Genomic DNA, 24,869 nt, shown 5'->3' on the forward strand with positions numbered 1-24,869 from the left:
GTCTTATTAATGAACGCTGGCAAGGTTTAAAAGCCTTCTTTCTCTTTAATCCATGCAAAAAGTTCATCGATAGGTTTTTCTAACACGCCTCCAAAATTAATCTCGTAGCTGTCCGTTACACTCTTCAAAATTTCCTGGAAGTGGAAGGCAATACTCCCTACAAAATGGCAATTGTAGTTTTTATAATCTGGATATAGGAGGATGTGGGTTTTTACAAACTCGTCGAAACCGCGGTACAATAAGTTTTGGATGTAAGGATGATCATAGCAGATGCTTAAAAATTCGGCAAAAGAAGCCAGAAAATAGTTGGGCATCGGCTTTTGATACAAATTACGGATTACCGTCTCTTTGTTGAGCCTGTACTCGCGATCAAAAGCTTTTAAAATTTCTTTTGGCGCCCGCTCGTATATAAAATCGGTAACTAAAATTTTGCCGAAATAAGTGCCGGAAGCTTCTTCGCCCAAGATGTAACCTAAGCCCAATTTGCTGGGGAAGTTTTCTTCACCGTTGTAAAAAGACACGTTAGACTCGGTGCCTAAAGTACAAACAATGCCGGGTTTATCTTTACAACAGGCAATTGCCGAACCTAGGGAATCTGTTTCTACTGCTACAAACGCATTTTTAAAACGGTGGCTCAAAGCGTTTGAAACCAGTTCGCGCCGATCGGGACTGCTGCAGCCCGCTCCAAAAAAATGGATTTCGCTAACTTGGTCTGCAACGGCGTTAAATGGCTTAAAAGCATTTAAACTTCTGATCATTTCTTTCTCTGTCCAGAAAAAGGGGTTTAAGCCACCGGTAGCAAATTTTTGAGGGTTTTGGTTATTCTGAGGTTGTAAAATCCAATCGGTTTTAGATGAACCGCCGTCGGCAACAAGAAGCATTTTAAATTTGTTTTAACAGCTCTGAAGTTAAGGGCTTGCCATAAAAATCTGTAACGTTATTAAACTCGATCACTTTTTTATGATCTTTAGGATCTAAAGAAGACGATAAGATAACGATTTTTACGTCGGCTTTATTTGGTGATTGTAAATCCTGGAATTCCACTAAAAAATCGAATCCGGTTTTTATTGGCATTCTGATGTCTAAAAAAACTACCTCCGGCAGGTTCTGGTTGTTTTTTTCCAGATCGTGTAGATAGTTGAGTGCCGATTCGCACGATTGTTTGATGATGACTTCTTCTGCGAAATCAGACGAAACCATGATTTTCTCGTTGATCATGTTGTCAACAAAATTATCATCTATCAGTAATGCTTTATGGTACCTAAAATTTGGCATAAGAAACTTTATGCAACAAATATATAAAAACTAAATATGAAAGCTTTATAAAGCAATGCTTCCTGTAATCTCCTTTAGGCTAATCTCGCTAATTTTAGCTTGATAAAGTGCGTTTGAATAGCGCGCAGTGGCGTCCATATAATTGCGCTGCGCCTCCCTAAGCTCAAGCGGCACAATGCTTCCTAAGCGATATTTTTCTAATGTGATTTTCAGATTTTCTTCCGCAACGGCTACGTTTTTTTCTTCCAAAGTAATCAGTTGTAAACTGGTTTGGTAGGTTTGGTAGCTGGTTAGCAATTGCGCGTTTACATCTTGCTTTACGCGCTCGTAATCTAAATTGGCGTTATCTAAAGATAGCTTGGCATTTTTTTCTGCCCGGTTTTGTTGCCATCCGTTAAAGATGTTTAGGGATGCCGTAACGCCGTAGTTTAAGCCGTGCGAGTTAGAGCGCAAGGCGAAGCCGGTAGGAGGCGAGGTGCTTTTTGCAAAGTTGTATCCCGAGTTTAGCGATATTACCGGTAAACGTGCCCCTTTTACCTGCCTTATATAAATTTCGGAAATGCTACGGTTTATTTCTGCCGTTCTTAAATCCGGATTTTGGGTGTCTATCAGGTTTTTCAGATTCTGATAAACTAAACTCTGATCTATCAAAATATCATCATCTATATCAAAGTCAATCTGTAAATCGCGGGATAGCAACTGGTTTAATCTTACTTTGGCAGATTTGATGGCGTCTTGCTGCATCAGCAATTGAGTGGTATCGGTATTCATATCCACTTTTGCGGCCAATAGCTCTAGCTTTGCGCCCTTGCCTAAAGTGTAGCGCGATTGTGCATTTTTTAAACGCACTTGCGAAACCTCCAGCGCCGTTTCCGTTGCTTCTAGCTGTTTTTTTTGCGCTGCTAAACTATAATAAGCTGCAATAACATCTGCAATGGTGTTTTGTACGGTAAGCTGGGCGTTAAGCTCGCCTAGTTTTTGTAATTCTTGCAAGCGATCATAGTTTGCGAACATTTGCAAACCATCAAAAATTTTCCAGTTTAGCGTTACGCCGTAATTCAAATTAGTTGTTTTGGCATTGTTTGCTTCGCGCGAGTCGCCGTTGGCCAAATCTACCTGCGTGTTTTGGATGTTGCCGCTGTTGCTGAAATTGCCTGTAAGGCTTGGCAACAGAGCGGTTTTGCCATAGCGCAAATCATTTTCAGCAATTTCGTTTTCGTTATTGCTCAGCTTAATATCGTAATTATTTGCTAGTGCGATGGACACCGCCTCTTTTAAGCTTAATATTTGTTGCGCACTGGCATCGCCAAAAGGCAAAAAAAGCAGGCACAAGCTATATTTCAATAGATTTTTCATGGTTGTATTATGCGTTTCGTTCGGCTAGTTCAATTTCGCGCGCTGCTTTTTCTGCACGTGATTCTTTATGTTCTTTGGACCAGTACGAGTAAATAGCCGGGATTACGAACAAGGTTAATATCAATGAAAATAAAGTACCGCCAATAATTACGGTTCCCATGCTCATACGGCTTTTGGCCGCCGCGCCTAGCGCCATGGCAATTGGTAAGGCGCCCAAGGCAATGGCTAAACTGGTCATCAAAATTGGCCGTAGCCTTGAAACAGATGCTTCGCGGATGGCTTGGGCCACCGGCATTCCCTTTTCTTTAAGCTGGTTAGCGAACTCGACAATGAGGATACCGTTTTTGGTTACCAAACCAATTAACATGATGGTGCCAATTTGGCTAAAGATGTTCCATGACTGGCCTAATAGCCATAGCGAGAAAAATGCGCCTGCAACAGCCATTGGTACGGTTAAAATAATGATTACGGGGTCGATAAAACTCTCGAACTGCGCCGCTAAAATCAGATAAACTAAAAGCAAGGCCAAGCCGAACGCGAAAATGGTATTAGAGTTACTTTCTGCAAAATCTCGGGATTCTCCGGCCAGGTCAATAGAAAAACTATCATCCAGTACTTTAGCTTGCGCATCCCGCATGGCATCTATACCATCACCAATGGATTTTCCGGGTACTACCGCCGCAGATACCGTTGCAGATACAAAACGGTTGTTGCGGTACAATTGTGGCGGACTGCTTTTTTCTTCTACCTGCACCAGGTTATCCAGTTGGATGAGCTTACCCTCGTTGTTGCGTACATAAATAGAGCTTAAATCGTATGGATCGTTTCGCTTGTTACGGTCAAACTGCCCGATAACTTGGTATTGTTTGCCGCCCATAATAAAATAAGCAAAACGTTGCCCGCTTAAAGAAAGTTGTAAAGTTTGCGCAACATCCAACACGGAAACCCCTAAATCTTGTGCTTTGTTTCGGTCGATAGAAACGTACAGCTCGGGTTTGTTAAATTTAAGGTTAACGTCTGTATTGGTGAAAATCGGGTTTTTGTTCACTTCATCCATAAACAGCGGGAGTTTTTCGCGAAGTTTTTCAAAGTTTGGCGCCTGTATCACAAATTGGATAGGCAAACCGCGCGAACGGCCCACTGAAATGGTGGCCTGTTGAATAACGAAGGTTTTTGCGCCGTTTAGCTTCCGCGAATCTTGCGTTAATGCGTTGGCAATTTCTTGTTGCGAACGTTCGCGCTCATTAGGGTCTTTTAGCCTGATTCTGAAAAATCCGGTATTAGCAGCCCCAGAACCCGAGAAGCCCGGCGACGTTACGGATAAGCTATTTGCCATCTCGGGAATCGAGTCTTGAATCAGCTGGTTTACCTGCATCATGTAATCGTCTGTGTATTCAAAAGACGAACCTTCTGGCGCAGTAATGGAAAGTGAAAGTGCGCTACGATCGTCCAACGGCGAGGTTTCTTTGGGCAAAACTTTCCAAAACAAGAAAATCAAACCTAAACAAACTACCACAATAGGGAAGGCCAGCCAACGCTTGTTCAAAAATTTCTCTAATGACTTGTGATAGCTATTGTTCATCCGTTCAAAAAACGGCTCGGTTTTAATGTAGAACTTAGATTTTGCAGTGCCTTTAATTAAGTAGGCGTTCAACATCGGCGTAAGCGTTAAAGACACAAATGCCGAAATTAATACCGCCGCACCAATTACAATTCCAAATTCCCTAAACAGGCGGCCCACAAAACCTTCCAAGAAAATTACGGGCAAAAACACTGCTGCCAGCGTGATAGAGATGGAAATTACCGCAAAAAATATTTCGTTAGCACCCTTTATGGCCGCTTCAAAAGGCGACATGCCTTCCTCCACTTTTTTGTAGATATTTTCGGTAACCACAATCCCGTCATCCACCACCAAACCGGTAGCCAAAACAATGGCCAGCAAGGTGAGCACGTTAATGGAAAAGCCAAAAATGTACATGATAAAAAAGGTAGCCACCAAAGACACAGGTATATCAATTAAAGGTCTAAAAGCGATGCTCCAATCTCTAAAAAATAAATATATGATAATGATTACCAATACTATAGCTATGCCTAGCGTTTCTGCTACTTCAGTTACAGATCGTTTGATGAATATGGTGTTATCCATCGCAATGTTGAGCTTAAAATCATCCGGAAGTTCGTGTTTCAGCTCTTCGTAACGTTTATAAAACTCATCTGCAATGTTGATATAGTTTGCGCCCGGTTGCGGTACAATTGCTGTGGCCACCATGGGTGTATTGCCCGAGCGGAGGATGGTTTCTTCGTTCTCGGGACCTAGTTCGGCATGGCCCACATCTTTAAAACGGATAATGTTTACGCCGTCGTTTTTAACAATCAGGTTGTTAAATTGTTCTTCATCGCCCAGGTTACCAACGGTTTTTACGGTTAGCTCGGTGTTGGCGCCGGTAATTTTACCCGAGGGGAGCTCTACGTTCTGTTTGTCTAACGCGTTGCGCACATCCAAAGGCGTTAAAGCGTAAGACGCCAATTTATCAGGATCTAGCCATAAACGCATAGAATATTTTTTTTGCCCCCATATTTGCACAGACGAAACACCTGGGATGGTTTGTAAACGTTGTGCAATCACGTTTTCGGCATAATCGCTTAACTCCATAATATCCCGTTTGTTGCTTTGGATCGTCATGGAAATGATGGCGTCTGAGTTGGCATCTGCCTTAGAAACTACCGGCAAGCCGTCTATATCTTTAGGCAAACTGCGCGATGCCTGCGAAACCTTATCGCGCACATCGTTGGCCGCTTCTTCTAAGTTTTTATCCAAATTAAATTCAACCGTGATGGAGCTTGAGCCTTGGTTGCTGGATGAGGAGATGTTCTTAATTCCATCAATCTGGTTGATGTATTTTTCTAAAGGTTCGGTAATCTGAGATTCAATAATATCCGAGTTTGCTCCCGGATAATTGGTGCGCACAGATACAACCGGCGGATCAATAGAAGGATACTCGCGCACACCTAAAAACGCAAAGCCAATAATCCCGAAAATAAGGAGTAAAAGGTTGATCACAATGGCCAAAACCGGCCGTTTTATACTGGTGGTAGATATACTCATCTCTTAGTCTTTTGCAGGCGTTTTTACATTTACTTTTACAGGTGCACCTTCTTTTAAAGCCATAATGCCGCTGGTAATGATGGTGTCGCCCACAGAAATACCCTCACTTACCAAAACACGGTCGGCGGTACGCACGTCTGATTGTATTTTAACCGTTTTAGCAAGGCCATTTTCACTTACATAAACCTGTTTGCCGTTTAAAACCGGAATTACGGCTACAGACGGGATTAAAATAGCGTCTTTAATAGCTTTCAGGGTAATTTGGATGTTGGCAAAAGTTCCGGGAATCAGCTCATTATTAGCATTAGGCGCTAAGGCTTTAATTACTAAGGTTCGTGTGTTAATATCTACCGCGGGTTCTTTGGCGTAAACTTTAGCGGTGTAAACCTTGCTAGAGCCAGAAACAGTGAAGTTTACATTTGCGCCATCGCCTACCATTTGGCTGTATTTTTCGGGTACAGAAAAACTGATTTTAACCGGATTGCTACTTACCAAATTGGCAATGGTTTGCGTTGGGGTAACGTAGGCGCCGTTGGAAACACTGCGTAAACCTATACGGCCCGAAAATGGCGCACGTACAGATGTTTTAGCAAGTTGCGCGCGAATTAGCTGTGTTTGCGCTTGTAGCGATTTTAGCTCGGCGGCCGCATTATCGTATTCTTCTTGGCTGATGGCTTCTGATTTTAGGAGTTTACCGGCGCGGTCGGCGGTTTCTTGCGCCAGCTTTTCTTTGGTTAAGGCCTGTGCGTATTGCGCTTGTAGCTCGCTATCATCAATTTTTAGCAACAGCTGACCTTTGCTTACGTTAGAACCTTCTTTAAAATTGATGCTTTTAATTAATCCCGAGATTTCGCTTCTGATTTCCACTTGCTCATTGGCTTCAATAGTGCCAGATACGTTCACCTCATCGGCGAAATCTTCTGCTTTGGCTACTACGCCGTTTACCGATATTTTATTTGCTCCGCTGTTTCCACCGGCTTTGTAAGCGTTGCTTTTTTTATCGGCGCTTAAACGGTTATAAATTAAATAAGCCAGCAAAATGGCTATTAAAGCATAAATCACGTATTTTATCTTCATATCTGGTTTCTGTTGTATTTTTAATTATCAAACTTTAGATTTTTTATAATCTAGCGTAACAATATGTTCACTGTTGTTTAGGTTGCTTGCTAATTGCTGTATTACGGCAAAAAATGTTTTTTTATCGCTTTCGCTGATGTTGGTAAAACCCAAATCGTTGCTTTCTTTATAGGCGGCATTAATTTTCGGGATGTATTCCAAGGCTTTATCGGTGAGCTTTATAAAATGTTTCCGGCGGTCCTCGGCGCTAGTTTCTCTGTATACAAAGCCGCTTTTTTGCAAATAGTCAATCATATTTACCACAAAAGACTTGTCAACCCTAAAATATTCAGCTAAATCTTGTTGCGTTAAGCGTTCTTTTTGCTCATAAATATAAAGCAAGGCATAGTGGTAGCGCTCTAATGGAATCTCGGCAGTTAAATCTGCAAAATTGCTGAGGTACTTTTTAGTAATCATCACCAAATGATGAATAAAAGGATGCTCCACAGGCTTGGTTAGTGTCATTTTTCAAAAATATATATTTGTTACAGGTTTAGTTGTAGGTATCAACTATATTACATTTTCCTGATTTAAGGAATAAAATATCTAGTTTCGCTAAGAAATTCATTTCATCCGCTATGCGAAAATCACTGATTGTTATCACCTGCATTTTATTTTTTATGAGTTTAAAATCTGAGGCTAAAACAGAGCCTAATATCGTGTTTGAAGTTTCTTTTACCGAGCCGCAAGCGCATTATGCGGATGTGAAAATGGAAATAAATAACCTTAGCGGGAACGAGTTAATTTTAAAAATGCCGGTTTGGGCGCCGGGTTCATATTTGGTGCGTGAATTCCCGAAAAACGTAGAAGCGTTTTACGCTAAAGCGGGCGCGGAGGCTTTGGCATCAGAAAAAATCACTAAAAATGCTTGGAAAGTTAATGTCCGTGGCAAAAAATCAATCACCGTTAATTACAGGGTTTACTGTTTTGAGATTTCCGTACGCACTAGTTTCGTTGATGAAAGCCATGCGTTTTTGTCGCCCACAGGTATATTTATGTATCCAGATGGCGGCATCAATCAAGCCTCAATTGTCCGGATTATACCTGCCAAAAACTGGAAAAAAGTTTCTACGGGTTTAGATAGCTATGGCGACCAAGCTTTCACTTATTACGCGCCAAACTTTGATTGGCTGTTTGATTCACCCATTGAGGTAGGCAACCAAGATATTTTTGAATTTACTGCTGCAGGGGTAATGCACGAAGTGGCTATGGTTGGTGGCGGTAATTATGATAAAGCCCAGCTTAAAATAGATATGGCAAGAGTAGTAGAACGCGAGACAGCCGTTTTTGGCGAAAACCCGAACAAACGTTACGTTTTTATTGTTCATAACTACAAAACTGGCGGAGGCGGTTTAGAGCATTTGAATTCCACCGTTTTAGGAGCAAGTAGAGACGGTTATAAGGACAGGGAAACTTACCAGTCATTTTTAGCCCTGGTTGCGCATGAATATTTCCACTTGTGGAATGTGAAACGTTTACGGCCCATGGCTTTAGGTCCTTTTAATTACGATGCCGAAAATTACACCACTAATTTGTGGATTGCCGAAGGCTTTACCGCCTATTACGATAATTTAATTACACAAAGAGCTGGAATTTACACGCCTAACGAATGGTTAAACATCATTGAAAGTGATATTAATGCGGTAGAAAACCGCTTAGGCAACAAAACCCAATCTTTAAGCGAAGCCAGTTTTGATGCTTGGATTAAAGCTTATCGCCCTAATGAAAACAGTGCCAATACCACAGTTTCTTATTACAATAAAGGCTCTTTAATTGCCTGCTTGCTGGATCTGGCTATCATTAACGCATCAGACGCTAAATTAAGCTTAGATGATGCGATGCGTTTTGCCTATAACGAGTATTACAAAAAGAAAAACCGCGGTTATAGCGATGCGGAATTTAAAGCCATATTAGAAAAATATACCAAACAAAACCTCGACGATTTTTACAAGCGATACATCAATGGCACCGAGGATTTGCCTTTTGCAAAATATTTGAATTATGCGGGTTTTCAACTGATGGTGCAAGATGCAGATCAGCAAAAACCTTATTTGGGTATCAGTTTATCAAAAGACAATGACAGCCAAATAGCAACCGTTAGCCGCAATACCGCAGCCTGGATTGCCGGTTTAAACGTAAATGATGAAATTATTGCTATAAATGGCGAACGCGTAAGCAATGCACTGGATTATGTAAATGGTTTAAAGGAGCTAAAGGAACTAGATTTTTTAATTAACAGAGATGGCATTCTAAAAAGCATCAAGGTACAACTTAAACCAAGTGCTTCTAAAAAATACAGCATTAGGCAAATAGAAAATCCTACGGAGAAGCAAAAAGCCGTGTTAGAGAAATGGTTAAGTCTGTAAAAATTAGCTGATTATATTTCGGTTTATTGTATATTTAAACATGGAACAAAAGAAGTACATTGTTGAAGAAGAACCCGTTTATACGTTAAACGAGCTGGACGAATCTTTGACGTACAGCTACGCAAATTATCTGAACTGGCTTTTTGATGAAAGGTTAGAGCTGATAAAAGGTAAAATATTTAAAATGTCGCCGGCGCCTTCGCGCTATCATCAGAAGATATTGTCTAATCTGTTTAGAGAAGTTGGGAATTTTTTGTACAAGCAACCATGCGAAGTTTACGTTGCACCTTTTGACGTGCGTTTTCCTACGGGCAGTAAAACTGACTCAGAGATTTTCACCGTTTTACAACCTGATTTGTGCGTAATTTGCGACAAAACAAAGCTAGACGATAGGGGCTGTTTGGGCGCACCGGATTTGGTGGTCGAGATTTTATCACCGGGAAATAACAAAAAAGAGCTGCTTTTAAAATATCAGCTATACGAAGAGTTTGGTGTTAAGGAATATTGGGTGGTAAGCCCTAGCGAACAAACGCTGCTAATTTATAGTTTAGATGAAGATGGAAAATACCGTGCTTCAAAACTTCTGACATTATCGGAAAAAGCAGAATCTAAAGTTTTACGCGGTTTTAAACTGGACGTGGATTTACTTTTTGAAGATTAAACCCACATCCAGTAATTTATTAAAACGTATAGCGTACGCTCAAAGCAAGTTCTAAATTCAGAAAAGGCCCGCGCGCCAGCTCTAAACGCGGGTGAAGGTCCAAAGCTGTAGATATAGGTAAATCTGTCACTTGCCATTCTAAACCCAAAATACCATCTGCGCCAAGCAAAATGCCGTCATTAGCGTAATAGCGATCTTTGCCATAGCTTTTGTAGTAACGGTCGCCACTAATTGCACCTATGTGCGCACCGGCGCCGTAATACCAATTTAAAGAAGGTTCTGCAAAAGCAACAGCGTGTTTTTCATAAAATCCGGTTACGTTAAATACACCGGGTCTAAATCCTAAAACCCCTTCTAAGGCAGTTTCAGAATCCAAAAAATATTTGATGTTTAAGCCGTTCTCGTAGCCACCAATCCTAATCCCAAGCCCGGTGGCGTAATTGGCTTGGGCAAAAGATGTTTGTTGCCAACCGCAGGTGAATAAAAAAGCAAGTGCTAATATAGAAAAAAAACGTTTCATCTTGATAAATATGAAGGCTTCTGCTCATTGCTGTGAAAGCCTAAGCCTTTGTAATAAATTTGACAATTTCGCCCGCAAATATAGGATTGCATTAGCTATTGTCCTTTATTTTTTTATTTTTGATAAGGAAGATGATGCTCATCATTGTCTGCCAATTTTAACCAGCGTACTTTTAAAATTATTGCTTTATGGAAACACTAACCCGCATTTTTGATTTATTACCGTACAATAAATCAAAATATAACAGCCAAGAAGTTTTAGCCCAAAAAATTAATGGGGAGTGGAAAACCTTTAGCATAGATGATTTTGTCCAAACTGCGGATGAAGTTAGCCGCGGATTATTGCAGCTTGGTATCGCAAAAGACGATAAAGTTGCGATTATGTCGCCCAACCGCCCCGAGTGGAATTTTTGTGATTTTGGTATTTTGCAGATTGGGGCTGCGCAAGTGCCTATGTACCCTACATTGGCAGAAGCCGACATCAAATTTATTTTAAAAGACGCGGAGGTTAAGCTCATTTTTGTTGCTGATGCAACGCTGGTTGACAAAATTGAAAAAGTAAAGCAAGAGCAATCTTTAGAAATCGCAGTTTATAGTTTTGATAAAATTGATGGCGTAAAACACTGGACAGAGATACAGGCGTTGGGACAGCAACACCATCAAGTAGATTTGCAACCCTACAAAGATGCCATCGGCCCGGATGATTTACTGACTTTGATTTACACTTCTGGCACTACGGGCACACCTAAAGGCGTAATGCTTAGCCACAACAATTTGCTTAGCAATGTAAAGGATTCGGCACCATTATATCCAAAAGAAATTCGCCGCGCTTTAAGCTTTTTGCCGCTTTCGCACATATTTGAGCGGATGGTGGTGTACATGTATTTTTACTTGGGTATTTCCGTTTATTATGCGGAAAGCATGGACACCATTGTAGATAATTTACAAGAGGTAAAACCGCACTGTTTTACCACGGTGCCCCGTTTGCTCGAGAAAGTTTACGATAAAATAGTCGCCAAAGGACAAGCTTTAAGCGGAGTAAAAAAATCATTGTTTTTTTGGGCTTTAGGTTTAGCACACCGTTATGAGTTGGATGGCAAAAACGGCCTTTTATACGACTTGCAGTTGGGCATAGCGCGTAAACTGATTTTCAGTAAATGGCAGGATGCTTTGGGAGGCGAAGTGATAGCCATTGTATCTGGCGGTGCGGCTTTGCAAGAACGTTTAGCCCGGGTTTTTTGGGCAGCAGATATTAAGGTGTTGGAAGGTTATGGCTTAACGGAAACATCACCAGTTATTGCTGTTAACGGCCCATTTAAAGGACAAACCAAATTTGGCACTGTAGGCAAGGTGCTGCCAAGTGTTGATGTTAAAATTGCGGAAGACGGCGAGATTTTAACAAAAGGCTCCAACTTAATGAAAGGTTATTACAAACGTCCCGATGCTACGGAAGAGGCTATTACCGATGGCTGGTTCCACACGGGCGACATTGGCGAGTTGCGTGATGGCTTTTTAGTAATAACCGACCGTAAAAAAGAAGTGTTTAAAACCGCGGGCGGAAAATATATTTCGCCACAGGTACTAGAAAATAAGCTAAAAGAATCGGTTTATATAGAGCAGGTGATGGTGGTAGGAGAGAACCGCAAATTCCCTTCGGCATTGATTGTTCCAAATTTTGAAAAACTTAGCGAGTGGGCCAAACGAAACGGCGTGAATGAAAAAGATAAAGAGGCTTTAATCAAAAACGCTAAAGTTTTAGATAAAATTTGGGTAGAAGTTGAGAAGTTAAACGCGGGTTTTGGTCATTGGGAAACCATTAAAAAGTTTGCGCTTTTACCAAACGAGTTTAGCATTGACGCAGGCGAGATGACGCCAAAATTAAGTTTGAAACGTAAGGTAATTTTAACTAAGAACGCTGATTTGATAGAAAAAATTTATGCCGAAACAAATGCGCAAGAACATCACGTTTAGCTGATTGAAAATTAACCATGGCATTTTGTCCGAGCAGGGTCTGTCGCAGACGGCCTTTCATTCGATGCAACGAACCTTCCATTACACCGTCATTCCGAACGAGGTACGAGGAGGAATCTGTTAGTTAGGTGCCGATGGAACACTTTTGTTGGGCTAATTGCCGAGAAATAGATGAAGTGCAGAAGAAACAAAGAGGCCTCTCACATTCGTTCGAGGTGACGTGGGCAAACAGGGGAAGTGCAACAAAACACAGAAACCTCCGATTTTCTTTCGATGCAACCAACCTTCCATTACACCGTCATTCCGAACAAGGTACGAGGAGGAATCTGTTAGTTAGGTGCCGATGGAACCCTTTTGTTGGGTTAATTGCCGAGAAATGGAGCAAGTGCAGAAGAACAAAGAGACCTCTCACATTCGTTCGAGGTGACGTGGGCAAACAGGGGAAGTGCAACAAAACACAGAAACCTCCGATTTTCTTTCGATGCAACCAACCTTCCATTACACCGTCATTCCGAACGAGGTACGAGGAGGAATCTGTTAGTTAGGTGCGATGGAACCCTTTTGTTCGTCTAATTGCCGAGAAATGGAGGAAGTGCAAAAGAACAAAGAGACCTCTCGCATTGGTTCGAAGTGACGTGGGCAAACAGGGGAAGTGCAACAAAACAAAGAAACCTCTCGCATTCTTTCGAGGTGACCAACCTTCCCTCTACGCCGTCATTCCGAACAAGGTACGAGGAGGAATCTGTTAGTTAGGTGCCGATGGAACCCTTTTGTTGGGCTAATTGCCGAGAAATGGAGGAAGTGCAGAAGAACAAAGAGACCTCTCACATTCGTTCGAGGTGACGTGGGCAAACAGAGGAAGCGCAACAAAACAAAGAAACCTCTCACTTCTTTCGAGGTGACGAACCTCCCGTTACGCCGTCATTCCGAACGAGGTACGAGGATGTTAAGAGAAAGAACAAAGGCACAAGTAGCCACGGCACAGGCAAAAGCTTCACACTTGCGCTAAACGTGCTTTAAAAGGAGTTTCATCCTTCGTAGCTAACAGATTCCTCCTCGTACCTCGTTCGGAATGACGCGGTGGATACTATAAAATAAAAAAAGGTTGCCCCGAATAATACTCGAGGCAACCTTTTTTTATCGAACTAAATAAACCTTAGTTAAACAAGGTAAATTCAACCCTTCTGTTATTCTGGCGACCTTGCTCCGTGGCATTGGTGTCAATAGGTTGGGTTTCGCCGTAACCTGTGGCTTCAATCCTTGAAGGGTTTGCGCCTTTGCTTACCAAATAAGCTTTAACAGATTCTGCTCTTTCTTTTGAAAGTTTCATGTTGTAAGCATCGCTACCTTTGCTGTCTGTATGTCCGGCTAATTTTAAGCTCAGGTTTTTAGAAACTATCAAGTTGGCTACTTTATCTAATGTTGCATAAGAGCTTGATCTGATGGTGGCTTTGTTGAAATCAAATTCTAAGTTTTTAATGGCATCTGCAACTACTTTTTTATCCTCATCGGTGATGATGTATGTTACAGGTTTTTCAACTACTGCTTTCGGAAGCGGACATCCAGATCCGTCTACCGCAACACCTTTTGGTGTATCTGCACACTTATCGTAGTAATCAGAAACTCCATCTCCATCAGAATCTGTCGCTAGTTTATTCACTTTATCCATCATCGCCGGGTCGTTTTTTGCAGCATCAAGCTCAGCTTTTAAAGCATCGTATTTAGCTACGTAATTTTTCTCTAAAATGGCTGCTGGGTTTGCAAAAGCCAACTGTGGCTTGGTTTTGTTACCTAAAGCGAACTCTAAACCGCCGTACCCGTAAGAAAACTTATCGCTCGACGGCTCTCTTCTGTAGCCGTCTAAATTATCGGCATCCATAAAGTTCATTTTATAACCAAAATCAAGGTTTACGCCCTTGGCCACCATAAATTTAACACCCACAGCAACCGGCACAACCAGTTCGTGGTAGTTTTCGCCATTGTTTAAATCTGTAGTTACGCCGTTATTATCCGTTATGGTAGGTTGGAAACCCATTAAACCCGCACCGGCAGAAACGTAAGGCGTAATGTAACTTTGGCGACTTAAAATATTAAAGTTGCCGATGTTGTAAACCGCGCTTAAAGTACCGCCCCATTTAATCTCTGTTTCAAAATTTGAATAAGGAGAGTTGATTACCGGACCATTGGTATTGCTGGTTTCGTTATCCGCTTTTAGCGTACCGCGGAAAAAATCGCCCTGAATACCAAAATTGTGCGTAAACTGTTTTTTGATGTAACCACCGTAACCGGCATTTACTTCCCAGTTAGAAAAATCGTTACGGCCACCGGTAACAACTGTTGGTGCCATTACCCCGCCAGTAACACCAAAAGACCAGGTGCGAAAGGCAGATTTAGAAAATGGTTCGGGAGTGCTGGTGTTACCCATGTCTTGCGCGCTGGCGTAGCTGGCCATAGCAACCGCGCTTAGTAGCATTATGCTTTGTTTTAGTTTTGTTTTCATAACCTAAAAATTATTTGAAGGCATAAAAGACAAAATGTTGCCAAACGCTATCTAAACACCACAAAAAACATATAAAGCGCTATTAATCAAAGTTTAGCTAAACAAAAAAAGACCTGCCATAAGTGGCAGGTCTTTTATAAATAATGTATGCTATAAGCTACATTTTACCAAAGTTTGCTTGGGTAAACGCCACTTTCAATCAATTTGTTGATGTTGTCTTGTACAATTTCTTTATCTTCTTTGTAGGTAACACCAAACCATTTTGCATCCGTTGGGATAACTTTAAAGCTTGCGATGTTATTTTTGATCAAATAGTCTGCAATAAGTGGGATGAAAAATTCTGCTTTGGGGTTATCTTGGTTTTTGTGAACAAAGTCGACAAAAAGCTTCTCTGTAACTGGGAAAACATCCGGTGTAAAGCCCCAAAAGTTCATCGAAACTGGCGTCGAGGCTTCCAAGGAAGTTTCCACACCATCTTCCTCAAACACAATTCCGCCGTTTTTAGGGTAAACTTTTGTACGCTCTGCAATCTCGGTCATGTTGCCGTCTGCATCTGTTTGGCATACGCCACGAGATACCGAGCCGTTTTCTGAAAGGGTATTGCCAATTTTATAACCTACAATAGCGTATCTTTTTGCAGAAGCTTCGGTAGTTAAAAAATCAACCATGCTTTTAAAGGCTTCGTAGCCGTAATAATCGTCGGCATTAATTACGCAAAACGGCTCGTGAACTTGGTTTTGAGCCTCTAAAATAGCATGACCGGTTCCCCAAGGTTTAGCACGCTCAATTTCTTTATCAATACCGTACTTTTTTAAATCAAAGGTTTGGAAAACGTAATCGGTTTCTACCTTACCAGCTAGTTTAGCATCAAAAATTGATTTAAAATTATCTAAAAATTCTTCTCTGATGATAAAGGTGATTTTCCCAAATCCGGCTTTAATCGCATCATGAATAGAATAGTCGATGATGGTTTCTCCATTAGGGCCAAAACCGTCAATCTGTTTCATGCTGCCATATCTGCTGGCCATCCCAGCTGCCAAAATAAGTAAAGTAGGTTTTTTCATTTTGTTTTTTTGTTTTTGGATGTGATGAAGCGGTTAAGATTTTTAACACGTCTTCAACTCGTATTTTGTTTGGTTATCGATATGCGGTAATTTAAAGCTGCCGCTGATTAGTCGGCTAAACTAGCAAAAATTTACTTTTTATTTTTAACATAGGTGTCCAACCATTTGTTCATCTCCCACAATAGGTGCAATATAGATTCTTTTGCCCGATAGCTGTGCGCCTCGTAAGGTAGGTTTACCAATCGGGTTGTTGCTCCAAAACTTTTTAAAGCACTGTAAAAGCGTTCACTTTGTACCGGAAAAGTGCCGGAATTTTCGTCCGAAAGCCCATGTATCAAAAGTAAAGGCGTTTTTATTTTATCAGCATAAGAAAAAGGCGACATCTTATAGTACAACTGTGGGCTTTGCCAGTAGCTACGCTCTTCTGCTTGGAAACCAAAAGGGGTTAAGGTACGGTTATAGGCACCGCTACGTGCTATACCCGCCGCAAATAAATTGGTGTGCGCTAATAAATTGGCTGTCATAAAAGCACCGTAAGAATGCCCGCCTATGGCAATCCGTTTAGCATCGCCAATGCCCATAAAAACAATTTTGTTGACGGCTGCTTCCGCATTTTGCTGTAACTGCTCAATAAAGGTATCGTTTGGCTGATCGTTACTTTCGCCTACAATAGGCATGTCCACATTGTCCATCACCGCATAGCCTTGTGTTACCCAGTATAAAGGCGACGCCCAAGATATTTTGTTAAATCGGTACGGCGAACCTTTTACCTGCCCAGCGGCGTTTGCAGTTTTGAACTCGCGCGGGTAAGCCCACATCAAAACAGGCAGTCTGCCATTTGAGGCGTTATAATCTTGAGGCAGATAAAGCATGGCGCTTAAAGCTAATTTATCTGCGCGCCTGTAGGTCAACTTTTGTTGATGAATTCCGAAAAGTTGAGGATAAGGATTTTTAAAATAGGTAAGCTGTTTGGTTTTGCTTTGCCTAAAGTTTAAATTGAAATAGTTGGGTGGTTCTGTGGCCGACTCGCGGCTAACAATCAGTTTGTCTTTGTTGTCAAAAAAAACCGGGAGTTCATAAAAAGGTGCTCTGGAACGAAAAAGCGTGTCGGTATGTTTTGTTTTTACGTTAAACTGTAACAAAAACGGACGGTCGCCTTGTGGCGATGCACCCGGCGAAATAGAAAACACATTCACATTATTTGGATCGGCCATCCGGCGGAGTGGATTGTACTCCAACAGCAACACCTCTCTGTTAAAATGGTTATACGTTTTTACAAATGTGCCGGGGTCCGAGTATGCGTCTTCGTAATATCTATCCCATAGGTTAACGCGATAGCGCGAGTTTCCCGGTTTAATAAACACGCGGCGTTCGGCGCGGGTTTTCCACCAGCGCTCGTTCACTATCGCAATTTGGTCATCGCCCCAATCAATATAATTGAAACGCAGATAGCAGTCTGCCAGTTTTCTTTTGGATGAGCTTTCGGCATCTTGCGTGTACAAAATATCGCGTACGGCAATTCTTTTATTAGGGTCGCCCTCATCCTGCGCTTCTACCCAAAAAATCGTGTGCGCTTTATCTGCGCGCCAAGCATGTTCTCTCGGACCTTTTACTACGGCATCAAAACCTTGCGGTAAATTATCGGCTAAAGGCACATGAGCTATTTCTTTCAGTAGCTTGCCATATTTATCGCGCAATTCTACCTTATGTGCAAAATGCGATAGCGGCACCAAATAAGAGTAAGGCTTTGGCACCGTGAACAGCATGACATAATTGCCATCCGGAGAATAATCAAAGCTTTTGTAAATAGCCGGTCTACTAAAATTTACAGTTTGGCCATTTAGATAAATCTGTTTAAGCTGTGAAGTAAGGTAGCGTTCAAAATCAGCTTCGTCGGCTACATTTTTTAATAAATCTTGATAGGTTCTGTTAGCACTTGCCACTCCGGGCAAACTTTCTTTCACCACGGGCGCAATTTGTACAAGCGCTTGGTTTGGCAATTTTTCTTCGGCAACGCAATTAGCCAAAATACTTAGCCCGTCTTCACTCCATCTGTATAAAGTGCCGTAAATATCGTTTAGCGCTACGTTAGACAAGCGTTGCGCTTGCCCGCTGGATAAATTTGCCAACCAAAGCTGTACCTCATCGTCGAAAGTTAAGCTAAAAGCGAGCAAAGATTCGTTGGGCGAGAAAGTGACATCTTTTATTTTTCCTTCTTTGGGAATGCCCATAAAATGGATTTCGTCTCCATTTCTGACGTTTTTTATGCTGATGCTACTAAAATAGGTGCTTCTGTTGTTGCTATAATTCTTCGGGTTTACACGCAAGCCTGCCAAACTCAAATAAGGATGTGCTAGATCAAGGATTGACGGGTAACCTTCGGCCTCTAAAATCAGCATATAATCGCCACTGTTGCTAAAACTAACGGATCTGGAAACGTTGGCTTCAACAATATCTACCATAGCCTGCGGAGGTTTCTGATAACCAGAAACCTCTTGAGCTACAATAAATGTGGGGTTTGCAATTAAACTGAAGAATGCGCAAACACCAATTTTTTTGAGGTTTAAACCCATTAAATTATTTGATGTATCTAAAATCTTGGTCTTTTTTTATCGCCAGCAATGCGTGGTAAATTAAACTAATGACATTATCAACGTCTTCTTTGTGTATCATCTCCACGGTAGTGTGCATATAACGCAAAGGCAAAGAAATTAGTGCCGACACCACACCTTCGTTAGAGTAGGCGAAAGCATCGGTATCTGTACCGGTAGAACGTGAAGAAGCCTGGCGCTGGAACGGGATGTTGTTTTTCTGCGCAGTTTCTACCAGTAACTTATTTAGGTTTACCTGTACAGCAGGAGCGTAAGAAACCACAGGGCCTTTACCGCAAGCCAAATCGCCTTGGGTAATTTTATTGATCATTGGCGTGGTGGTATCGTGGGTAACGTCTGTAATTATGGCAACATTTGGTTTAATGCGGTGGGCAATCATTTCGGCGCCGCGCAACCCAATTTCTTCTTGTACTGCGTTAACGATGTAGAGGCCAAAATCAAGTTTCTTTTTGTTTTCGTGCAGTAAGCGCGCAACTTCGGCAATCATAAAGCCACCGGCACGGTTGTCTAAGGCCCTACCAACATAATAACGGTCGTTTAATACGGTAAATTGGTCTTCATAAGTAATTACACAACCTACGTGTACGCCTAAAGCTTCTACTTCTTCCTTTGTAGTGCAACCGCAATCTAAAAAGATGTTTTTTAGCTGTGGCGTTTCTTCCTTTTCGCCTCCGTGGCGTGTGTGTATGGCCGGCCAACCAAATACTGCCGGCACGGTGCCGTTTTCGGTGTGGATGAGAACCCGTTTAGATGGGGCAATTTGATGATCAGATCCGCCGTTACGGATAACGTAAATTAAACCGTCGCTGGTGATATAGTTCACAAACCATGAAATTTCGTCTGCATGCGCCTCAATAACTACTTTATAGCTTGCTGTTGGATTAATAACCGCTACAGCTGTGCCGTAATTATCTACAAAAGTTTCATCAACGTAAGGTTTAATATAATCTAACCAAAGTTTTTGGCCTTCCCACTCAAAACCTGTGGGCGATGGGTTGTTGATGTATTTTTCTAAAAATGAAAGTGATTTTTTATTCACAACAGCCACGTGTTGTTTTTCTTCTGAAGCTTCTTTTTTCTTAGCCATGCTATTTAAATATGAATTTCAACAAATATAAAAAACTAAAGTGAGGGTAGGGCTTTCGCCCGATTTGGATTGTGTTAGTGACCAGATTTGCTGAATTTGCTAAAAAAATCCCACAACACTATTCCTGTGCTAATTACGATGTTAAACGAATGTTTAGTGCCAAATTGTGGGATTTCCAAGCAAAAATCTGCCATTTGCATTACTTCATCGCTAACGCCGTTAACCTCGTTGCCAAATACAAAAGCGTATTTTACTTGCTTAGCAGGTTCAAAGTCTAATAAGCTCAGGCTGTTTTCTGCCTGCTCTATAGCTACAAGCGTATAGCCGTCTTTTTTCAGCTGTTCAACCGCTTGTTTACTTTCCTCAAAGTATTTCCAGGTGATAGATTGCGTAGCGCCTAAAGCGGTTTTTTCTATTTCCCGATGCGGCGGTTGCGCCGTAATGCCACATAAATAAATCGCCTCAACAGCAAAGCCGTCAGCAGTTCTGAAAGCAGAACCCACGTTGTGCAGGCTACGCACACTGTCCAAAACAATAACTACGGGTAGTTTTTGTTGTTCCTGAAATTCGGCAATGCTAGGTCGGTTCAGCTCGTCGAGTTTTAATTTTCTCATGCGGGCAAAGATAAAAGCATTCGGTAAAATTGAACTAAAAACCCGCCGTTACCTCAACAGGTTCTGTCTTAAATTTATGGGCGTGGCTTCCTGTTTCTATCGGTTCTTCAAAGTTTTCGCTCAAAGCATCTACCAAAGAAACCCCGAAATAAAAAATGAAGGAACTGTAAAAGATAAAAAGCATCACCAATAAAATAGCGCCAGAAGTACCGTAAATCTGGTCAATATTGGACCCAAGCAACAAGCTCCGCATAATCAATTTACCAATGGTAAGCAACACACCCGTGGATACGGCCGCTAAAATTACCGAACGCCATTTTGGCCTACCGTTGCCGGTAAATTTAAAAGCAATGCAAAACCAAAGGGTAGTGGTTACAAAAAACACCAGCTCGTTTACAAATCCGTTTAACAAAGGAATATTGTATTGCAGTTTATTCTCTAAAAAAAGTCGTAAACCCTCAAAAACAAAAGCTATAAACAATAAAACGCCGCCCGAGCTGATGATGCCCAACGCTTTTACGCGCTGTTTTAGGTTAAAATAAAAACCAGAGCCCGAATTTAGTTTTATACACCACAGCTGGTTGATGGAGTTGCGGATAATGATAAATAAGGTGGTTGATACGAAAAGCAGAAAAATAAACATCAAGATGGCGAAAAGCCAGCTGTTGGCCAAGTTAAGCAAGTTGATTAAAATCCTTCTGATTTCTTCCGCGCTGTTATGCCCAACCATATCCGATAGTTTGGAGATGATGTTGGAACCAAACTTTTTGCGGTTTAAGAAAACGCCGAATATTTGCAATATCACCACTAAAATTGCCGGGACAGCAAAAGTGCCGAAAAACGCCGTGGCAGCAGCAATACGCAATGGATCATTTCGCATTAAATTTAAAGCAGCAGTTTTTAACACCTGCCACACTTTTATTTTTTTTATCATCTGCATCATGCTAAACATACAAACAATATGCAATTTTTATCGTGCAGAAGCATTAAACTGGCTGTTGAGCCTATGGTGTCGCCAATTTATTATATATTTGCACCATCAGACAGGGGTGCCCAAAAATACCGGGCTGAGAACAGACCCTTTGGAATGTAACGAGCAAATGGTTAAAGGTTAAAACTTGTACCTCCAGCTTTTGAAGCTTTCCAAGCACCTGATCCGGATAATGCCGGCGTAGGGATTAGCATCAGCGGTTGATGCGTTTAATTTTAATTTTTGTGATGGATTTGCAAGCGTGGTTTAATTTATTGGTTAAACAGATTGTGGCAACAAGCTGGCTCGAGTGGTTTTCTGTTTCTTTTGGCGTAGCTGAGGTTTTATTGGCCAGGAAGAACAAGGTAGCGCTTTATCCTGTCGGGATTGTTTCTATTTTAACCGCTTCTTTTTTGCTGGTAGAAGCTAAACTTTATGCCGAAACGGTTTTAAACCTATATTATTTGGTAATGAGTGTTTACGGCTGGGCCATGTGGAAATCAAAAGCGCAATCTGGGGCAAGCGAAGTTAGCCGTAGCACCAGCAAAGAAAAATATATCACTTTTTCAATAGCCCTGTTCGGCTGGCTGTTTTTATTTTTGGTGCTAAAGCATTTTACAGATTCGGACGTGCCAATAATGGACGCCTTTGTCTCATCAACCGCATGGGCAGGCATGTGGCTTTTGGCTAAACGGAAATTAGAAAACTGGATATGGTTAAACGTCTCCAATTTGGTAGCCATCCCTTTACTATTCCATAAAAACCTTGCACTATTTGCCTTGCTAACGCTGTTTTTGTTTATAGTGGCCATTTTTGGTTATCTGGATTGGCGTAAAGCTTTATTGGCTAAAGAAGAAGAAAAAATAGCACCCCAAAACATTTTGCTATGATAGATGTAACAAATTCTGCAGTTGATGTTTCTACTACGCTATTTAACAATCAGCTGGCTGCCAAAGCAGAAAGTTTGGGCTATTTGCCCGATGAATGGCTACAATATATTTATGATGAAAAGCTGTTTAAATTATTTGTACCGAAGCGCTTTAACGGGCTAGGATTAGGTTTTACCGATGTTTTACGCAAAGAGGAGAAGCTGGCCGGCCTTGATGGGAGCTTGGCTTGGACAGTAACTTTATGTGCTGGCGCGATGTGGTTCATCGGCTTTTTAGCGCCGTCGCTATCAGAAGAAGTTTTTGCAGATGAAAAAGTTTGTTTTGCCGGTAGCGGGTTTGTGGGCGGTACAGCAAATTTAGTTGGAGATAAATATCTGATAAACGGAAGCTGGACTTACGCCAGCGGGGCTTTACACGCCACACATTTTACCGCCAACTGTGAAATTTTAGAACATGGTAAACCAGTATTGGATGCTAAGGGGAAAGCCGTAGTGAAAGCATTTTTGCTAAAAAAACAAGAAGTAACCATTTTAGACGGTTGGAGCTACATGGGGATGATTGCTACCGGAAGCCACTCTTTTAAAACAAAAAATACGGCTGTTCCTTTAAACCGGGCTTTTGAAATTTTGCCCGATAAAACTAAAATTGATGACCCAATTTATAAATATCCTTTCCGCCAGTTGGCAGAAAGTACCTTAGTAGCTAATATTTTAGGTTTGAGTCTTAGATTCTTAGAATTAGTGGATGAATGTTTTTACATCAGAAACCAAAAGCGAAAGTACGACCAAGACCATTTGGCATACTATGAAGCTTTAAAAACCGACTGGGGAAACCGTTTACAGTCTTTGAAAACCCAATTTTACGATAGCGTTGAGCAATCATGGCAACAGCTGAAAAACGAAAACCAGATAAGCGACGACACTTTGGCCCTGGTGAGCAAAAATAGCAGGACCTTAGCAGTTAACTGTCGCGACGCCTGCTCTAAGCTTCATCCGTTTTCGGGTTTAGAAGCTGCAAAAAACCACACGGCAATTAACCGCGTTTGGCGCGATTTAAATACGGTAAGCCAACATGCGCTTCTAATTTTTCCGTTTTAGTAGGAGAGGACACCGTCAAGCCAAATGCCTGTACCTAAAGTAGATGTCAGATACAAACAGATTAAATCAAAAGCACGCGCAAAGGTATTAAGCTCAAAAAAGGTGTTGACGCCTAATTTTTTCTTAATGTTTTTGCGATGTGTTTCTACCGTTTGTGGTGAAATAAAAAGTTTATCGCCGCACTCAGAGGCCGTTTCACCTAAAGCAAGGCGTTTTAAAACTTCTTTCTCGCGCAAGCTCAAAGATGAAAAAGCCAGCATGTTTTCTTTTAAGAAGTTATTCTCGTGCAGTAGTTTTTCGGCTTTTTGCGCTAAAAACATCCGGTCTAAAGGGATAGATAAGGTAAGCATAAGAAATGGCGCGCCTTGGTCATCTCTAAACAATATTTTAGTACTGCTCATGTGCCAAGTCCATTCTAATTTACCTGCAATTTTTACTTGCTGAAAGAAGGTAACCACCTCTTCATCATTATTCCGCTCAAACAGCGCTAAAATTTTGGGGTTAATATCTTCTGAATCTGCAAAGTTGAAGAATCTCTCGAAATACTCTTTGTCTTGAAATTTCTGCAAGTCGCTTAGCTCAATTCCCAGTTGAGAAAGTCCTCGCTTGTTCATCCAAATAGCCGCGCCGTCTGTAGCGCGGTTAATGATGGCTACCGCAGGTAAAAAATCAGCAAAAGCGGCTACTTGCGCAATTTGCGCACTTACTTTTTCTTCAAAATTCATACTGTTAGGTGTGGTTGCTCTAAAGTGTGAATTTTATTCTATTAGAAAAAATTATAAGCTAATTTTTTGCCATTAAAATCACTTTTCTCGAAATAAATCTTGTTTAAAGCAAAAAAAAGAGGCTTTCGCCTCTTTTTCTTTTATGTTTGGAAAATGCTTTTGCCTAAAATCTAAAGCCCAGCATTAAGCCGGCTTTTATGCCTCCCCACGGCCCGTCCAACTTCATTTTAACACCGTTTTGATCAACCGTTACTTCCTTGTCAACAAACGGAATGTCTAAATCGTTCAGCTCGTCGCGCAACGCATTTTGTTCATCAGGCGTTAAAGATTTTTTTCCGTCAAATGTTCCTTTTGAGCTGCCAAACTGCGGTCCCGCATTTAAATTTAAATAAATTCGTTTGCTTAGCCTGAAGTTCACCCCAAGTTCCAAACCGCCGGTCAATGTTTTCAATTCTCCAGATAAAGGCATTTCTTCATCGCTACCATTAACATCAAAGTTAAAAAGGCCATTGGCGTTGTACTTAGCAATTCTGGCAAACGGCGCCAGGTAAAATCCTTTGAAAACCTCTTTGCCAAAATAAAACTTAATCTGTGGGGTAATGGCGTTGTTTCCTAACTCAAATGAGTTAAGCTGTTTATAAACTTCCGGGTCGTCAATTAAATCGTTCACAGTACCTTTAAGCGGTATGCCGCCCTTAGGCATTAAGCGGTAACCGATGCTGGCAACAGTTTACGTTTGTTTAACTTGCCCCAACGCAGGCGGCGGTTTGTATGTACTATACGCCATTAAGCCAAATTCTATAAAATGTGCGGAAGTGGCTTATGCCGAAATGCCAGCGTTTAAATTATTTACCTATGGTAAAACGCAGTATGACAGCGAAGCAGTATCAGCTTACATCAGAGGAAAATAAAAGAACAAAAAAATCATTTAAACAGGCCT

General features: G+C 41.4%; 21 protein-coding genes. 6 read left to right on the forward strand and 15 right to left on the reverse strand.

All coding sequences use genetic code 11. The features are described 5' to 3' along the window. Positions 1-26: 26 nt before the first annotated feature. From BCY91_RS12745 to BCY91_RS12770, 6 genes are read right to left on the reverse strand one after another with little or no spacing between them, the layout of a single operon-like run. Positions 27-881: an N-acetylglucosamine kinase gene (locus tag BCY91_RS12745; protein ID WP_120182429.1), complete on the reverse strand. Its 855-nt coding sequence runs from the start codon at positions 879-881 to the stop codon at positions 27-29. Position 882: 1 nt separating this feature from the next. Further along, positions 883-1,275, reverse strand: coding sequence for a response regulator (locus BCY91_RS12750; protein ID WP_120182430.1), 393 nt, complete (start codon positions 1,273-1,275; stop codon positions 883-885). A 45-nt stretch (positions 1,276-1,320) separates the two neighbouring features. Next, on the reverse strand, positions 1,321-2,631 hold the full coding sequence (locus BCY91_RS12755) for a TolC family protein (protein ID WP_120182431.1): 1,311 nt from the start codon (positions 2,629-2,631) through the stop codon (positions 1,321-1,323). Positions 2,632-2,638: 7 nt separating this feature from the next. After that, positions 2,639-5,737 (reverse strand): efflux RND transporter permease subunit, encoded by a 3,099-nt coding sequence (locus BCY91_RS12760; RefSeq protein ID WP_120182432.1) that lies wholly within the window; start codon positions 5,735-5,737, stop codon positions 2,639-2,641. A 3-nt stretch (positions 5,738-5,740) separates the two neighbouring features. After that, on the reverse strand, positions 5,741-6,814 hold the full coding sequence (locus BCY91_RS12765; protein ID WP_120182433.1) for an efflux RND transporter periplasmic adaptor subunit: 1,074 nt from the start codon (positions 6,812-6,814) through the stop codon (positions 5,741-5,743). A 27-nt stretch (positions 6,815-6,841) separates the two neighbouring features. Continuing rightward, positions 6,842-7,318: a MarR family winged helix-turn-helix transcriptional regulator gene (locus tag BCY91_RS12770; protein ID WP_120182434.1), complete on the reverse strand. Its 477-nt coding sequence runs from the start codon at positions 7,316-7,318 to the stop codon at positions 6,842-6,844. 155 nt (positions 7,319-7,473) lie between these two features. Between BCY91_RS12770 and BCY91_RS12775 the strand changes: the two genes are divergently transcribed. Together BCY91_RS12775 and BCY91_RS12780 are read left to right on the forward strand one after the other, a co-directional pair. After that, positions 7,474-9,219: a M61 family metallopeptidase gene (locus BCY91_RS12775; RefSeq protein ID WP_120182435.1), complete on the forward strand. Its 1,746-nt coding sequence runs from the start codon at positions 7,474-7,476 to the stop codon at positions 9,217-9,219. A 40-nt stretch (positions 9,220-9,259) separates the two neighbouring features. After that, positions 9,260-9,880, forward strand: a complete 621-nt coding sequence (locus BCY91_RS12780) for a Uma2 family endonuclease (RefSeq protein ID WP_120182436.1) — start codon at positions 9,260-9,262, stop codon at positions 9,878-9,880. Positions 9,881-9,899: 19 nt separating this feature from the next. Here the strand turns inward: BCY91_RS12780 and BCY91_RS12785 are convergent, their stop codons facing one another. Further along, the gene (locus BCY91_RS12785) at positions 9,900-10,400 is read right to left on the reverse strand and encodes a hypothetical protein (RefSeq protein WP_120182437.1); all 501 of its coding nucleotides are present in this window, start codon (positions 10,398-10,400) and stop codon (positions 9,900-9,902) included. A 188-nt stretch (positions 10,401-10,588) separates the two neighbouring features. On the opposite strand from BCY91_RS12785, the gene BCY91_RS12790 reads away from it, so the two are divergent. Beyond that, positions 10,589-12,370 carry an AMP-dependent synthetase/ligase gene (locus BCY91_RS12790; RefSeq protein ID WP_120182438.1) on the forward strand — a complete coding sequence of 594 codons (1,782 nt, stop codon included), beginning with the start codon at positions 10,589-10,591 and terminating at the stop codon, positions 12,368-12,370. A 1,156-nt stretch (positions 12,371-13,526) separates the two neighbouring features. Here BCY91_RS12790 and BCY91_RS12795 read toward each other — a convergent pair. The 6 genes from BCY91_RS12795 to BCY91_RS12820 all read right to left on the reverse strand — a co-directional run bounded on the left by BCY91_RS12795 (position 13,527) and on the right by BCY91_RS12820 (position 21,181). Further along, positions 13,527-14,870, reverse strand: a complete 1,344-nt coding sequence (locus tag BCY91_RS12795) for an OmpA family protein (RefSeq protein ID WP_120182439.1) — start codon at positions 14,868-14,870, stop codon at positions 13,527-13,529. Between the two features lie 164 nt (positions 14,871-15,034). Then, positions 15,035-15,934, reverse strand: coding sequence for a nucleotidyltransferase family protein (locus tag BCY91_RS12800; protein WP_120182440.1), 900 nt, complete (start codon positions 15,932-15,934; stop codon positions 15,035-15,037). A gap of 131 nt (positions 15,935-16,065) precedes the next feature. Next, the gene (locus tag BCY91_RS12805) at positions 16,066-18,507 is read right to left on the reverse strand and encodes a S9 family peptidase (RefSeq protein WP_120182441.1); all 2,442 of its coding nucleotides are present in this window, start codon (positions 18,505-18,507) and stop codon (positions 16,066-16,068) included. A gap of 4 nt (positions 18,508-18,511) precedes the next feature. After that, positions 18,512-19,633 (reverse strand): M42 family metallopeptidase, encoded by a 1,122-nt coding sequence (locus BCY91_RS12810; protein ID WP_120182442.1) that lies wholly within the window; start codon positions 19,631-19,633, stop codon positions 18,512-18,514. 74 nt (positions 19,634-19,707) lie between these two features. Continuing rightward, on the reverse strand, positions 19,708-20,247 hold the full coding sequence (locus BCY91_RS12815; RefSeq protein WP_120182443.1) for an RNA methyltransferase: 540 nt from the start codon (positions 20,245-20,247) through the stop codon (positions 19,708-19,710). 34 nt (positions 20,248-20,281) lie between these two features. Next, positions 20,282-21,181: a YihY/virulence factor BrkB family protein gene (locus BCY91_RS12820; protein WP_182995382.1), complete on the reverse strand. Its 900-nt coding sequence runs from the start codon at positions 21,179-21,181 to the stop codon at positions 20,282-20,284. A gap of 260 nt (positions 21,182-21,441) precedes the next feature. On the opposite strand from BCY91_RS12820, the gene pnuC reads away from it, so the two are divergent. Next, positions 21,442-22,107 (forward strand): nicotinamide riboside transporter PnuC, encoded by a 666-nt coding sequence (pnuC, locus tag BCY91_RS12825; RefSeq protein ID WP_245989132.1) that lies wholly within the window; start codon positions 21,442-21,444, stop codon positions 22,105-22,107. After that, positions 22,104-23,204: an acyl-CoA dehydrogenase family protein gene (locus BCY91_RS12830; protein WP_120182445.1), complete on the forward strand. Its 1,101-nt coding sequence runs from the start codon at positions 22,104-22,106 to the stop codon at positions 23,202-23,204. Before pnuC ends, BCY91_RS12830 begins: the two co-directional genes overlap by 4 nt. Here BCY91_RS12830 and BCY91_RS12835 read toward each other — a convergent pair. After that, entirely contained in the window at positions 23,201-23,929 is a 729-nt protein-coding gene (locus tag BCY91_RS12835) for a helix-turn-helix transcriptional regulator (protein WP_120182446.1), read from the reverse strand. The two genes, BCY91_RS12830 and BCY91_RS12835, sit on opposite strands and share 4 nt — an antisense overlap. Positions 23,930-24,092: 163 nt before the next feature. Further along, positions 24,093-24,632 carry a DUF3575 domain-containing protein gene (locus BCY91_RS12840; protein WP_120182447.1) on the reverse strand — a complete coding sequence of 180 codons (540 nt, stop codon included), beginning with the start codon at positions 24,630-24,632 and terminating at the stop codon, positions 24,093-24,095. Between the two features lie 13 nt (positions 24,633-24,645). Here BCY91_RS12840 and BCY91_RS12845 point away from each other — a divergent pair, with 13 nt between their 5' ends. Further along, positions 24,646-24,840: a hypothetical protein gene (locus BCY91_RS12845; RefSeq protein WP_120182448.1), complete on the forward strand. Its 195-nt coding sequence runs from the start codon at positions 24,646-24,648 to the stop codon at positions 24,838-24,840. Positions 24,841-24,869: the final 29 nt, after the last annotated feature.

Source organism: Pelobium manganitolerans, assembly GCF_003609575.1.
Taxonomy (GTDB): domain Bacteria; phylum Bacteroidota; class Bacteroidia; order Sphingobacteriales; family Sphingobacteriaceae; genus Pseudopedobacter; species Pseudopedobacter manganitolerans.